General features: G+C 66.8%; 11 protein-coding genes. 9 read left to right on the top strand and 2 right to left on the bottom strand.

Annotated features, from left to right (window positions below):
• Nucleotides 1-13: 13 nt before the first annotated feature.
• From EAE28_RS22455 to EAE28_RS22425, 7 genes are read left to right on the top strand one after another with little or no spacing between them, the layout of a single operon-like run.
• Nucleotides 14-1,624 (top strand): ABC transporter substrate-binding protein, encoded by a 1,611-nt coding sequence (locus EAE28_RS22455; protein WP_127110532.1) that lies wholly within the window; start codon nucleotides 14-16, stop codon nucleotides 1,622-1,624.
• A complete protein-coding gene (locus EAE28_RS22450; RefSeq protein ID WP_127110530.1) occupies nucleotides 1,621-2,646 on the top strand; it encodes an ABC transporter ATP-binding protein in 1,026 nt (341 codons plus the stop codon). The genes EAE28_RS22455 and EAE28_RS22450 overlap by 4 nt, the downstream gene beginning before the upstream one ends.
• Nucleotides 2,636-3,595, top strand: coding sequence for an ABC transporter ATP-binding protein (locus EAE28_RS22445; protein ID WP_127110528.1), 960 nt, complete (start codon nucleotides 2,636-2,638; stop codon nucleotides 3,593-3,595). The genes EAE28_RS22450 and EAE28_RS22445 overlap by 11 nt, the downstream gene beginning before the upstream one ends.
• Before the next feature lie 21 nt (nucleotides 3,596-3,616).
• On the top strand, nucleotides 3,617-4,471 hold the full coding sequence (locus EAE28_RS22440) for an alpha/beta fold hydrolase (protein WP_127110526.1): 855 nt from the start codon (nucleotides 3,617-3,619) through the stop codon (nucleotides 4,469-4,471).
• Between the two features lie 20 nt (nucleotides 4,472-4,491).
• Nucleotides 4,492-6,159 (top strand): acetate--CoA ligase, encoded by a 1,668-nt coding sequence (locus EAE28_RS22435; RefSeq protein WP_181954513.1) that lies wholly within the window; start codon nucleotides 4,492-4,494, stop codon nucleotides 6,157-6,159.
• The gene (locus tag EAE28_RS22430; RefSeq protein WP_220443986.1) at nucleotides 6,156-8,060 is read left to right on the top strand and encodes a CocE/NonD family hydrolase; all 1,905 of its coding nucleotides are present in this window, start codon (nucleotides 6,156-6,158) and stop codon (nucleotides 8,058-8,060) included. Before EAE28_RS22435 ends, EAE28_RS22430 begins: the two co-directional genes overlap by 4 nt.
• A 2-nt stretch (nucleotides 8,061-8,062) precedes the next feature.
• Nucleotides 8,063-9,463 carry an amidohydrolase gene (locus EAE28_RS22425; protein WP_127110524.1) on the top strand — a complete coding sequence of 467 codons (1,401 nt, stop codon included), beginning with the start codon at nucleotides 8,063-8,065 and terminating at the stop codon, nucleotides 9,461-9,463.
• A gap of 4 nt (nucleotides 9,464-9,467) precedes the next feature.
• On the opposite strand, the gene EAE28_RS22420 is transcribed toward EAE28_RS22425, so the two are convergent.
• A complete protein-coding gene (locus tag EAE28_RS22420) occupies nucleotides 9,468-10,637 on the bottom strand; it encodes an alpha-hydroxy acid oxidase (protein ID WP_127110522.1) in 1,170 nt (389 codons plus the stop codon).
• Between the two features lie 147 nt (nucleotides 10,638-10,784).
• On the opposite strand from EAE28_RS22420, the gene argC reads away from it, so the two are divergent.
• Both argC and EAE28_RS22410 read left to right on the top strand, forming a co-directional pair.
• Nucleotides 10,785-11,702, top strand: a complete 918-nt coding sequence (gene argC / locus EAE28_RS22415) for an N-acetyl-gamma-glutamyl-phosphate reductase (RefSeq protein ID WP_127110520.1) — start codon at nucleotides 10,785-10,787, stop codon at nucleotides 11,700-11,702.
• An 18-nt stretch (nucleotides 11,703-11,720) separates the two neighbouring features.
• Entirely contained in the window at nucleotides 11,721-12,005 is a 285-nt protein-coding gene (locus EAE28_RS22410; RefSeq protein ID WP_127110518.1) for a DUF427 domain-containing protein, read from the top strand.
• Nucleotides 12,006-12,012: 7 nt separating this feature from the next.
• Here EAE28_RS22410 and EAE28_RS22405 read toward each other — a convergent pair whose 3' ends face one another.
• Nucleotides 12,013-12,654, bottom strand: a complete 642-nt coding sequence (locus tag EAE28_RS22405; protein ID WP_164736753.1) for a DUF3742 family protein — start codon at nucleotides 12,652-12,654, stop codon at nucleotides 12,013-12,015.
• Nucleotides 12,655-12,732: the final 78 nt, after the last annotated feature.

The raw sequence follows: 12,732 nt of genomic DNA, 5'->3' as shown, positions 1-12,732 counted from the left end.
CAGGAGCCCCGATATGACCCGACATTTCACCCCTCCCACCCGCGCCGCGCGCTTTGCGCGCAGCCTGTTGGCGGGGGCGCTTCTGGCCCTGCCGCTGGCCGCCACCGCTCAGGAGACCCCGCAATACGGCGGTCTAGTGCGCATCAACGTGCACGCCGATGCGCCCAATTTCGACCCGCTCGCCAGCACCGAATTTGCCGTGCATTCGCGGCTGGGTCTGGCGCTGAGCCAGCTGGTCGCGTGGGGCACCGGCCCCGATATCGCGTATGGCGAGTTCGTGCCCACGCCGTCTCTGGCCGAAAGCTGGGAAATCTCGGACGACGGGCTGACCTACACCTTCCATCTGCGCCATGACGTCGTCTGGCAGGATGTCGCCCCGGTCTCAGGCCGTGGCTTCACCTCGGCAGATGTAGTCGCGACCTATGAAGCGATGCGCGCGGGCGGTGTGCAGGGCGGGTTGTTGTCGGCGGTCGATACGATCACCGCGCCCGACGATTACACCGTCGTGCTGACCCTGTCGTCGCCCAACGTGGTCCTGCTGCAGAACCTTGCGCATCAGAACATGTGGATTCTTCCGACCGAGGCCTTCGACGGCGGCTATGACCGCAACACCACCGTGATCGGCACCGGCCCGTTCATCCTGACCGGCGATGAGGCGGGCGTGGCCACCACCTATGTGCGCAACCCCACCTATTTCGGCCATGACGCGGCGGGCAACCAGCTGCCCTATCTCGATGCGGTCGAAATCACCCCGATCCGCGATCTGAACGCGCGCATCATCGCCTTCCGCTCGGGTCAGATCGACATCTGGTTCGGCCCGCTGAACCTGACGCAAATGGCGCAGATTCAGGCGCAGGTGCCCGGCCTGCAAGACATTCAGACCATTTCGAACACGCAGACCGAGATGTACCTGAACCCGGCGTTCGAGCCTTTCTCGGACATCCGCGTGCGGCAAGCGATCAACATGGCCATCGACCGCATGGCGATGGGTGAGGTGATCCGCGGCGGCGGCGCTGTCGGCGGCGTGGTCGGCCCGGCGCTGTCCACCCAGACCCTGCCCGACGATGAGCGTATCGCGCTCTATGGCACCCCCAACCCGGAACGCGCCCGCGAATTGCTGGCCGAGGCGGGCTACCCGGACGGTTTCACCTTTCAGTTCACCTTGCTGAACTACGGCGAGGAAATGGTGCGCGAGGGCGAATGGATCCAGCAGGATCTGGCCGATATCGGCATCACCGCCGAGATCAACATCGTTGACCGCGCAGCGGGCATGGCGCTGGGACGTGAAGGCAATTTCGAGGCGCTCTACATGGTCATGAGCCCGTTCGCCGAGGCGGACGAGTACCTCTCGACCCACTATATCCCCGGCGCGATCCGCAATTATGCCGGTGTCGATGACCCCGAGCTGACCGCGATGATCGAAGAGCAGCGCACCATCGGCGATCCGGCGGCGCGTCAGGCGATGCTCTGGGACATCCAGCGCTATATCGCGGAGAACGTGCAGACCACCCTGCCCGGCTGGGCCTCATTGCTGCTGCATCCGGCGCATGCCCGCGTGCATGGCTGGCACCCGATGATGACGCAGGGCTTCCCCAGCCTGCGCGAAGTCTGGGTCAGCGAATGAGCCTCGCCCCGGTCAACACCCTCTCACCGGCCGCGCAGGCCGGTGACGACGCCCCGCTCCTCAGCGTTGACGGCATGGCCGTGCGCTATGGCGCGCTTGAGGTCTGCTCGGACATCTCGCTCTCGGTCCAGCGGGGCCGCGCGCTGGCGCTGATCGGCGAGTCGGGCTCGGGCAAATCGGTGACGGTGCTGGCGATCACCGGCCTCTTGGGCGCAGGCGGAGCCATTGACCGGGGCACCGTAACCCTGGAGGGCGCGGAGATTTCGCGCCTTTCCGAAAAGGAACGCCGCCGCCGGGGCCTCATGGGTCGCAAGATCGGCATGATCTTCCAGAACCCGTCCCGCGCGCTGGACCCGGTGCATACCATCGGCCAGCAGCTGAACGAATCCCTCTCGCTGACCGGGCTGACGAGCCGCGAGGCCCTGCGCGCCAAGGGCACCGAATGGCTGCGCCATGTCGGCCTGCCCGACCCCGAAGAAGCCCTCGACCGTTACCCGCACCAGCTGTCGGGCGGCCAGCGCCAGCGCGCGATGATCGCCATCGCGCTGGCCTCGGAGCCTGAGTTGCTGATCGCGGATGAACCCACCACCGCGCTGGATGTGACCATTCAGGCGCAGGTGCTGACCCTGATCCGCCGCTTGCAGCGCGAGCTTAATCTGGCGCTGGTGCTGGTGACGCATGATTTCGGCGTCGTCGCCGCAATGGCCGATGATGTGGCGGTGATGTACGCAGGCCAGGTGGTCGAAAGCGGCCCCGTCGCGCAGATCATCCGCGACCCGCGCCACCCCTACACCCGCGCGCTGCTCTCCAGCATCCCCACCGGCCTTCCGGGCGCGCGGATCGAGGCGCTGCCGGGTTCCGTCCCCTCCGCCGCCGCGATGCCCACCGGTTGCCGCTTCCACCCCCGCTGCCCACTCGCCGACGCGGGCTGTGCGCAGACCGAACCGGCGTTCCAAACCGCGTCCTATGGCCGCCTCCTGCGCTGCCTCAAAGCCGAGGAAATGACCGCCCATGTCCGCTGACCCGCTGTTTTCCCTGCGCAATGTCTCGGTCCGCTACCCCATCCGCAGCGGGTTCTTTCAGCGTGTCACCGGCCATGTCGGCGCGGTCGAGGACGCCAGTTTCGAACTGAAACGCGGTGAAACCCTCGCACTGGTCGGCGAATCCGGCTGCGGTAAATCCACCCTTGGCCGCGCCATCCTGCGGCTGGAACCCATCGCCGGTGGCAGCATCGACGCCGACGGTGCCAAGGACCGCAAGGCGCTGGCCCGCAAGGCGCAAGTGGTGTTTCAGGACCCGCTCGGCTCGCTCGACCCGCGCTGGACCGTGGGCAGCCTGATCGCCGAGGGGCTGGTCGTTCACGGCATCGCGCGCGGGGCCGAACGGGACAAACAGGTCCACGCCCTGCTCGCGCAGGTCGAGCTGCCGCCCAGCACCTTCCACAAATTCCCTCACCAGCTGTCGGGCGGCCAACAGCAGCGCGTCGCCATCGCCCGCGCGCTGGCCATGCGGCCCGAACTGATCGTGCTGGACGAGGCGACCTCGGCCCTCGATGTGTCGGTACAGGCGCAGATCCTTAACCTGCTGGTCGATCTGCAACGCGATTACGGCCTGACCTATCTGTTCATCAGCCATGACCTCACCGTTGTCGGCCAGTTCGCCGACCGCGTCGCGGTGATGTATCTGGGCCGCATCATGGAGCTGGGCAGCGCCGCCGATGTGCTGACGGCGCCGCAGCACCCCTATACCCGCGCCCTGCTCGCCTCGTCCCTCAAGGTCGATCCCGACGCAAGGATCGAGGACGTGCCCCTGCTCACCGGCGACGTCCCCAGCCCCCGTAACCCGCCCAGCGGTTGCCGCTTTCGCAGCCGCTGCCCGCTGGCCACAGCCCCCTGCGCCACGCTGACCCATCGCATGACCGGGTCCGCCTCGCGCGAGGTTGCGGCCTGCATCGCCAATGGCGACACCTAAGTTCTACAGGAAAACAACGACATGATGACCGAAACCCTCGCCCGCATCTGGACCTCGAAGATCGTCGATCTGGACGGCGTGAAGATCCGCTATCTGGACAATGGCGGCACCGGCCCGGTGGTGATCTGCCTGCACGGCACCTCGATGACCGCCCATGCCTGGGGCCATCTGGGCGCCAGCCTGAAAGACGCCGCCCGCGTCATCGCCGTCGATATGCGCGGCCATGGGGCCTCGGACCGACCCGCGACCACCTATGCCATCGCCGAAATGGCCAGCGACATCACCAAACTGGCCGAAAAGCTGGACCTGACCGGCATCACCCTGATCGGCTCGTCGGTCGGCAATCAGGTCGCCGTGTCCTTCGCCGCCGCCAACCCCGACCGCATTGCCGGGCTGATCCTGTCGGACCCCAGCTTTTTCTGTTCCGACAGCGAGATCGTCAAATACCTGCGCTCGCACCACACCCGCAAGCGTACCTATGCCACCCGGGCCGAGGCCGAGGCCTACGCCATGGCCCTGCCCCAGCGCAAAGGGTTGAGCGAGGCTATGCACCACATGGCGATGGAGGGCGACTTCCGGCAAGAACCCGACGGCCAGTGGAGCTGGGCCTATGATCTGCCCGCGATCACCAAGGTGTTCCTGAACCTGTCCACCGACCAGAGCGCCGATGTCGCCGCGATCACGGCCCCGGTCCTGATCCTGAACGCCGACCGCTCTAACGTGCTGTCGGGCACGCAGGCCTCTGACCTGACCGCCGCCTTCGCCAATGCCCGGCTTGAGGTGATCTCGGACTCAAACCACACCATCTGGGGCGATCAACCCGATGTTCTGGCGCAGAAAACCCGCGACTTCCTTGCCGCCTTGCCGCGCGTTTGATGGCGGTCGGGAGGAGCCTTATGGACCGCTACGAAACCCTGCGCGCGGGCTATGACCCGCGCACACCGCCGACCTTCAACTTCGGCACCGATGTTGTTGACGCCTTCGCCGCCGACACGGCCCGCAACGCCGCCGCGCCCGCGCTGATCTGGTGCAACGCGGCGGGGGTCGAGCGGTCCTACAGCTTTGCTCAGATCGCTGATCTCAGCGACCGCCTCGCCGCCGCGCTCAAGCGGCGCGGGGTGCAGCAGGGCGACCGGGTGCTGATCATGCTGCCCCGCGTGCCCGCGTGGCAGATCGCCATGGTCGCCGCGCTCAAACTCGGCGCGATTGCCATTCCCTGCGTGACCATGCTGACCGAGAAGGACATCGCCTACCGGCTGGAAAACTCGGGCGCGCGGGCGGTGATCACCACGCAGGCCGAGATCGGCAAATTCGCCGCCACCGCCCCCGGCACGCTCTGCATCGCCACCGACCCCGCGCTGCCGCCCGATGTGCCCGGCACCCGCGCCCCCGCGCCTGAAGGCTGGGAAGCGCTGGAGCCGATGCTGACCGAAGACCCCGGCACCTTCCTTGCCGCCACCGTCGCCGCCGAAGACCCGGCGTTGATCTTCTACACCTCAGGCTCCACCGGGCTGCCCAAAGGTGTCACCCATTCCGCCCGCGCCCTGCACGCATGGCGCGGCTCGGCTGAGCATTGGCTCGACCTTGGCCCGACCGACGTGATGTTTTGCACCGCCGACACCGGCTGGTCCAAGGCTGGCACCGCTATTCTGTTCGGCCCGTGGAGCCGGGGCGCGACCGTGCTGTTTTTCGACGGCCCCTTCGATCCGGCCTACCGTCTCGATCTGCTCACGCGCCATGGCGTCACCGTCTATTGCGCCGCCGCGACCGAACTGCGCCGCCTCGTCGCGCTCGACCTCTCCCAGCACCCGCTGCCCGCCCTGCGCCTGACGGTTTCCGCCGGTGAAAGCCTCAACCCGCCGGTGATGGACGCCTGGACCGCGATGACCGGCCGCCCGGTGCTGGAAGCCTACGGGCTGACCGAGACCCTGATGCTGGTCGCCAATTACCGCGACACGGACATCCGCGCCGGGTCCATGGGCCGTCCGCTGCCGGGGATCGCGCTGGACCTGATCACCGCCGAAGGCACCTTCGCCGCCCCCGGAGAGACCGGCCAGATCGCCCTGCGCCTGCCCAGCGCGCATATGATGCTGGGCTACTGGCAAGACCCCGAACGCACCGCAAAGACGCTGCAAACCCTTGACGGCGTGACCTACTTCCTGACTTCGGACAACGCCCGCGCCGATGCAGACGGCTACCTCTACTATGAGGGGCGCGGCGATGATGTGATCAACTCGGCGGGCTACCGGATCGGCCCGCAAGAGGTGGAAAACGCCCTCATCTCGCACCCCGCCGTGCGCGAAGCCGCTGCCGTGCCCAGCCCCGACCCTGAGCGGGGCGAGGTGGTCAAAGCCTTCGTTGTCCTGCATGACGGCCACAACGGCAGCCCCGATCTGGCCCGCGCGCTGCAGGATTTCGTCAAATCCGCCACCGCCCCCTACAAATACCCCCGCCGCATCGAATTTGTCTCGGACCTGCCGAAAAACGCCGTCGGCAAGATCCAGCGCCGCGTCCTGCGTCAGCAAGAACTCGACGCCGCCCAAGCCCCCGAGGTTCCCCAATGAAAGACACCCCCATGATCAGCGACCCGGTCCATGACGTTGTGATCTCGCGGTCGGTCAAGGTGAGAGCCCGCGACGGCGTGCTGCTGTCGGTCGACATCTACCGCCCCGCCAAGGATGGCGAACCGCTGCCCGGCCCCTTCCCGGCAGTCGTCACCCGCTCGCCCTATGACACGCGCTCGGGCAAGGGCCCGTCCGGTCAGGCGGGCAACGGCGAGTATTTTGCCAAGCGCGGCTATCTGTATCTCGTGCAGGACGCCCGGGGCCGCTACGAGTCTGAGGGCGATTTCATCCTGCTCGATCAGGACGGCGAGGATGGCTATGACGTCATCGAATGGCTGGCCGAGCGCCCCTATTGCGACGGCAACATCGGTACGCAGGGCTCGTCGCTCAGGGCATGGAACCAGAACGCCACCGCCCTGCTGCGCCCGCCGCATCTGAAAGCAATGTGGGTGAACCAAGGCGGCTCGAACGGGTTGACCTCGGCCATCCGCCACAATGGCGCGTTCGAGATGCGCTGGTTCGGCTGGGCCGTCACCAACGGCATCCATGCGCAGGAAGCCCACGCCGACCCCGCGATCCAGACCGCCATGGTCCGCAATGCCGAACAGATGTACGACTGGTTCTGCCGCCTGCCGTGGTCCGAGGGCAACTCGCCCCTCGCCCCCCTGCCCAAATGGGAAAAATGGGCGCTGGATATGTATCGCAACGGCGACGATGGCCCGTTCTGGCGCAACCCCAGCCGCAATTTCGCGCCCTACCGCGACCGCTCGGCCGACATTCCCACCGTCTACGCAGGCGCTTGGTACGACAGCTACGCCCGCGCCTCGATCGAGAATTTCCTCGCCATGGATGCCCGCGCCAGCCACCAGTACCTCATGATGGGCGCGGGCGTGCATGGCGGGCCGAATTTCGACAACCGCCTGACCGGTCAGGTCGATATGGGCCCCGGTGCGACGATCAAGGGCAACCTTGAGCGTGACCGCAAACAGATGATGCTGCGCTTCTTTGACCGCTTCTTGAAGGGGGATGAAACCGCCTGGGTCGACCAGCCCAAGGTGCGTTATGTCCGCATGGGCGGCGATGGCGGCAAGAACGCCGCCGGGCAGTTGCTGCACGGCGCCAAATGGGTCGCCGATACGCAATGGCCCCCCACCGGCACCCAGCCGCAGGACTGGTTCCTGCAGCCCGATACCACGCTCAGCCGTGACACGGCCCCGGCCTCGGCCCCCAGCACCCTGACCTATGACCCCGCGCACCCGATGCCGACGGTGGCGGGCAACGTCTCGTCCATGACGCAGAACCTGCCACCCTTCGCCCGCATGATGCGCACCGGCGATCCGATCACCCTGCGCCAGAGCATCGTGCTGCAAGGGGCGGCGGACCAAGTCACCCATGACGGCATGTTCGCCGAACCGCCCTACGGCGATCTGGCCGACCGCCCCGACGCGCTGGTCTTCACCACCGCGCCGTTCGAGCAGGAAACCGAAGTCACCGGCGTGCCCGAGGTGGAGATTTTCCTGTCCTCGGACGCACCCGACACCGACATTTTCATCATGCTGCAAGACCTCTACCCGGTGTCCGACACATGGCCCACCGGTTATCGGCTGAACCTGTGCGACAGCATCTTCCGCGTCCGCTACCGCGACGGGTTCGACAGCCCGACGATGATGGAACCGGGCAAGGTGGTGCGCGTCCGCTTCCCGCTCTACCCGATTTCCAACGCCTTCCAGCCCGGCCACCGGCTGCGGGTGCTGGTGTCGTCCTCGTCCTTCCCGCGCTTTGACCCCAACCCGAACACCGGTGAGGCGATTGGCCGTCACACCCACACCCGCATCGCCGTCAACGCCATCCACCATGACCCGGCGCATCCCTCGCGCCTTATCCTGCCCATAAGAGGCTGACCATGCAGGCGCTCACCTCCCAGGTCACGCGGCTCGCGCCGACCTTCACCGCGGTTTCCGACGCGATCTGGTCCACGCCCGAGCTGTGCTACGCCGAGCACCGCTCGGTCGCCGCCCAGATCGACGCCTTGGCGGCGCAGGGCTTTGCCATCACCCGCAACATCGCCGGGCTGGACACCGCCTTTACCGCTGACTGGGGAACTGACGGGCCGGTGATCGCCTTTCTGGGCGAGTTTGACGCCCTGCCCGGCCTCAGCCAGCAGGCTGGTCTGGCAACCCCCCTCGCGGTCGAGGACGGCGGCAATGGTCACGGCTGCGGGCATAATCTGCTGGGTGCGGCCTCGATGCTGGCCGCCTCGGCACTGGCGGCCCGACTGCGCGACACCGGCATCGCCGCGCGCGTGCGATACTACGGATGTCCAGCGGAGGAAGGCGGCTGGGGCAAGGTGCGCATGGTCGCCGCCGGGGCCTTTGACGACGCGCAGGTCGGCATCGGCTGGCATCCCGGCACCTATAACGCCGTGCGCGCCCGCGCCACGCTGGCCGTCGCCAACCGCCGCTACCGCTTCACCGGACGCGCCGCCCATGCGGCGATGTCGCCGCATCTGGGCCGCTCGGCGCTGGATGCGGTCGAATTGATGAACGTCGGCGCGAACTACCTGCGCGAGCACATGCCGCAAGAGGCCCGGCTGCATTACGCCACCACCGACGCGGGCGGCAGCGCGCCCAATGTCGTGCAGGCCCGCGCCGAATCCCTCTACATGATCCGCGCGCCCGAACTGGATGACCTGCACGCACTGATCGCCCGCGTCGATGACGTGGCGCGCGGGGCCGCGCTGATGACCGGCACGCAGGTCGAGATCATCGGCGAGGGCGGCGCGGCCAATGTGCTGCCCAATGCGGCACTCTGCGTTGTCATGCATCAGGCGATGCTGGCCTTGGGAACGCTCAACTTTGCCCGCGACGAGATCGCCTTTGCCCAAGCCATCCGCGACAGCCTCGGCGACACCGCCGCCGCCGACCGCCGCGCCCAGACTGAAACCGACGCGCTGCTGCCGCAGGGCCACGGGCGGCTGCCGCTGCACAGCGGCTTGCGCTGCTTCAGCGGGCGGATTGAACAGGGCACCGGCTCGACCGATGTCGGTGATGTCAGCTGGCAGATCCCGGTGGTCGAGGCCGCGCTGGCGACCTGGGCCGTTGGCACGCCCAGCCACACATGGCAGGCCGTCGCCCAGGGCCGCAGCTCGGCCGCACACCGCGCGATGATCCGCGCCGCCAACGTCATGGCCCATACCGCACTGACGCTGATCCAGCAGCCCGACGCGATCGCACAGGCACAAGACGAACTGGCCCGGCGGCGCGGCGGACGGCCCTATGTGCCCGTCCTGCCCGACGCCGCCTGAGGTCTCAGATCACCGCCGTCGGGTCTTCAAACCCCTGCGGCACGATCAGGTTGTGGCGGCCCAGCGCCTTCACATCGCGCTCGCCGCACAGCGCCATGGTCTTGTCCAGCTCGGTATGGATGATCTCCAGCGCCTTGGTCACGCCCGCCTCCCCCATCGCGCCCAGCCCGTAGACGAACGAGCGCCCGATGAACGTCGACTTCGCGCCCATCGCCACCGCCTTGAGCACGTCCTGACCCGAGCGGATCCCGCTGTCCAGATGAACCTCGGTGGTATCCCCCACCGCGTCCAGAATCGACGGCAGCATGCGGATCGACGAATGCGCGCCGTCCAGCTGCCGCCCGCCGTGGTTCGACACCACGATCGCCTCGGCCCCGATCTTCTGCGCCATGATCGCGTCTTCGGCGTCGTTGATCCCCTTCAGGATCAGCTTGCCGCCCCACATGTCGCGCAGTTTCTCGATCTTGGCCCAGGTCAGCTGCAAATCGAACTGCTCGGCCGTCCATGCCCCCAGCGACGCCGGATCGCCCACCCCCGTCGCATGGCCGACGATATTGCCAAAGAACCGCCGCTTGGTGCCCAGCATACCAAGGCCCCATTGCACCTTGGTCGCCAGATTGATCATCGTCGGGATCGTCAGCTTGGGCGGCGCGCTCAGCCCGTTTTTCAGATCCTTATGCCGCTGGCCCAGCAGTTGCAGATCCAGCGTCAGCACCAGAGCCGAGCAGCCCGCGTCCTTGGCCCGCTGCAGGATCCGGCGCACGAAATCCTCGTCCTTCATCACATAAAGCTGAAACCAGAACGGCTTGGTGGTGTGCTCGGCCACATCCTCGATCGAGCAGATCGACATCGTCGACAGCGTGAAGGGCACGCCGAATTTTTCCGCCGCCTTGGCCGCCAGAATTTCCCCGTCCGCGTGCTGCATGCCGGTCAGGCCCACCGGCGCCAGCGCCACCGGCATCGCCACCTTTTCGCCGATCATCTCGGTCTCGGTCGTGCGGTTGGACATATCCACCGCCACGCGCTGCCGCAGATGGATCTTGGCGAAATCGCTGGTGTTTTCGCGGAAGGTCTGCTCGGTCCAGCTGCCGGATTCGCAGTAATCATAGAACATCCGCGGTGCCCGCCGCTGGTAGATCTGGCGCAGATCCTCAATGGTGGTGATGACGGGCATGGCGCAGTCCTCCGCAAATTGGTCAAAATTTCTTACCGCCTCAAGGCGAGTCGTGCAAGCAGAGACGATAGTTCACAGGCAAACGAATCTTGCCCCAAGCCCCCCTTTGCCCTATCTCACGCGTACTTCAGGAACGGGAATTTTCCAATGGCACACAAGGTCTTCATTGATGGCGAAGTCGGCACCACCGGCCTGCAGATCCGCGAGCGGCTGCAAGCGCGGGGCGACATCACGTTGATTCAGGTCGACCCCGCGCGCCGAAAAGACCCCGCCGCCCGCGCCGACGCGCTGGCCGAGGCCGATGTGGCGATCCTGTGCCTGCCCGACGACGCCGCGCGCGAAGCCGCGGCGCTGGCCGCGCCGCATGGCACAAGGCTGATCGACGCCTCGACCGCGCACCGCATCGCCCCCGACTGGGTGTTCGGCTTCCCGGAAATGGCCCCCGGCCAGCGTGCCGCTGTGGCAAAGGCTGCCCGCGTGTCGAACCCCGGCTGCTGGTCCACCTGCGCCATCGCCCTGATCCGCCCGCTGGTTAAGGCCGGCCTCATCGACCCGGCCAATCCTCCGGCGATCTCCGGCGTTTCGGGCTACACCGGCGGCGGCAAGGCGATGATCGCCGAGTATGAAAGCGGCGAGGTCACAGGCTCGTTCCTTTACGGCGCGACGCAACAACACAAGCACCTGCCCGAGATCCAGACCCACGGCCTGCTCTCGACCGTGCCGGTCTTCGTGCCCTCTGTCGGTCAGTATGCGCAGGGCATGGCCGTCGCCGTCCACCTGCGCGATCTGGGTGAGGCCGGGTTCAAAGCCGCCGAAGACGCCCTGCAAGCCGCCTATGAGAAGGAGCGTTTCATCGCCCTCGTCCCGGCGGAAACCCACGAACCCCGCGTCTGGCCCGAGCGTCTCAATGGCACCAACCGGCTGGAACTCTCGGTCCATGGCAACGCGAAAACGGGTGCCGCTACGCTGATCGCGGTGCTCGACAACCTCGGCAAAGGCGCGTCGGGGGCAGCAGTGCAGAACCTCAACATCATGCTCGGCGTGGACGAAGCCGCCGGGCTTTAACCTAAAAGGGCAAAGACGATGGCACGCGCAATCTGGCAAGGGCAGGTTATTGCCCAGACCGACACGCCTCTGATGTTCGACAACAACGTCTATTTCCCGCCCGAGGCGCTGAACCAAGCGTTTTTCAGCGCCTCGGACCACACCTCTTTGTGCCCGTGGAAGGGCACCGCGTCCTATTACACGCTCTCCCACGGCGGCACCGTCAGCGCCAACGCCGCCTGGGTCTACCGCGACCCGCTGCCCAAGGCCGAGGCGATCCGCGATCACGTCGCCTTCTGGCGCGATGTGACGGTCGAGGGGTAACGCAGGCTCACACCGCCCCCAGCGCCCGCGCCAGCGCTTCCATCGCCGTCAGATACCCGGCACCGATCGCCCCGAACAGCGGGAGGCCCAGCCACCAGACCCCCGCCAGCAGCGCGCCGACCCCGGCCAGCGGCACAAACCACAGCACCGCCACGCCCAGCATGGCCCCGGTCGCCGCCCCCGGATCCGTGCCGGCGCCCCGCACCCACCCCGCAACCCGCCGCCGCCACGCGCGCGGCCACACGCCCTGCAACCCCAGCAGGGCCAGCGTGGCATGCGCCGCCGTCGGCAGCAGGGTCGAGAACAGCATCAGGTACAGCCACCAGTAGTTCTCAGGACTATTCCTCAGACCGATGAACAAAGCGTCAAGATCCAGCCAGGGACTCCCCGACAGCGCATTCATCCCCGCCACCGCCAGGAGCAGCGTGGCCGCCAGCAGCAAAAAGATCACCGCCGCCACCGCCAGATCCGCCACTCCCATCCACACCGGATATCGCGCGAGGCCGCGACGCATGAACCCGAGGGTGGCAGCGTATGAGAGAGTATCGAAGGCGCCGTTGAGAATCGGAAACAGGCCAACAAAGAGCGCTAGATTGACCATTTCGTCAGGAAGTAAGGTTGGATTCACCAGAAAGGCCAAACCTGACATAGCTAGGTTCCAGACTCATTGATTTTCAAAGCCAGAAGAGAACGGTCGCAGCGAGGGCGATGGCCGAGAGGAACACCT

This window comes from Pararhodobacter zhoushanensis (assembly GCF_003990445.1).
GTDB lineage: Bacteria > Pseudomonadota > Alphaproteobacteria > Rhodobacterales > Rhodobacteraceae > Pararhodobacter > Pararhodobacter zhoushanensis.
The sequence above is the reverse complement of the archived record's forward strand: the minus strand, read 5'-3'. Positions and strand labels throughout refer to the sequence as shown.

Excerpts from the sequence above, each read along its gene's own strand:
- EAE28_RS22455 (WP_127110532.1), top strand. The coding sequence starts at position 14 with ATGACCCGACATTTCACCCCTCCCACCCGCGCCGCGCGCTTTGCGCGC.
- EAE28_RS22450 (WP_127110530.1), top strand. The coding sequence starts at position 1,621 with ATGAGCCTCGCCCCGGTCAACACCCTCTCACCGGCCGCGCAGGCCGGT.
- EAE28_RS22445 (WP_127110528.1), top strand. The coding sequence starts at position 2,636 with ATGTCCGCTGACCCGCTGTTTTCCCTGCGCAATGTCTCGGTCCGCTAC.
- EAE28_RS22440 (WP_127110526.1), top strand. The coding sequence starts at position 3,617 with ATGATGACCGAAACCCTCGCCCGCATCTGGACCTCGAAGATCGTCGAT.
- EAE28_RS22435 (WP_181954513.1), top strand. The coding sequence starts at position 4,492 with ATGGACCGCTACGAAACCCTGCGCGCGGGCTATGACCCGCGCACACCG.
- EAE28_RS22430 (WP_220443986.1), top strand. The coding sequence starts at position 6,156 with ATGAAAGACACCCCCATGATCAGCGACCCGGTCCATGACGTTGTGATC.
- EAE28_RS22425 (WP_127110524.1), top strand. The coding sequence starts at position 8,063 with ATGCAGGCGCTCACCTCCCAGGTCACGCGGCTCGCGCCGACCTTCACC.
- EAE28_RS22420 (WP_127110522.1), bottom strand. The coding sequence starts at position 10,637 with ATGCCCGTCATCACCACCATTGAGGATCTGCGCCAGATCTACCAGCGG.
- argC (WP_127110520.1), top strand. The coding sequence starts at position 10,785 with ATGGCACACAAGGTCTTCATTGATGGCGAAGTCGGCACCACCGGCCTG.
- EAE28_RS22410 (WP_127110518.1), top strand. The coding sequence starts at position 11,721 with ATGGCACGCGCAATCTGGCAAGGGCAGGTTATTGCCCAGACCGACACG.
- EAE28_RS22405 (WP_164736753.1), bottom strand. The coding sequence starts at position 12,654 with ATGTCAGGTTTGGCCTTTCTGGTGAATCCAACCTTACTTCCTGACGAA.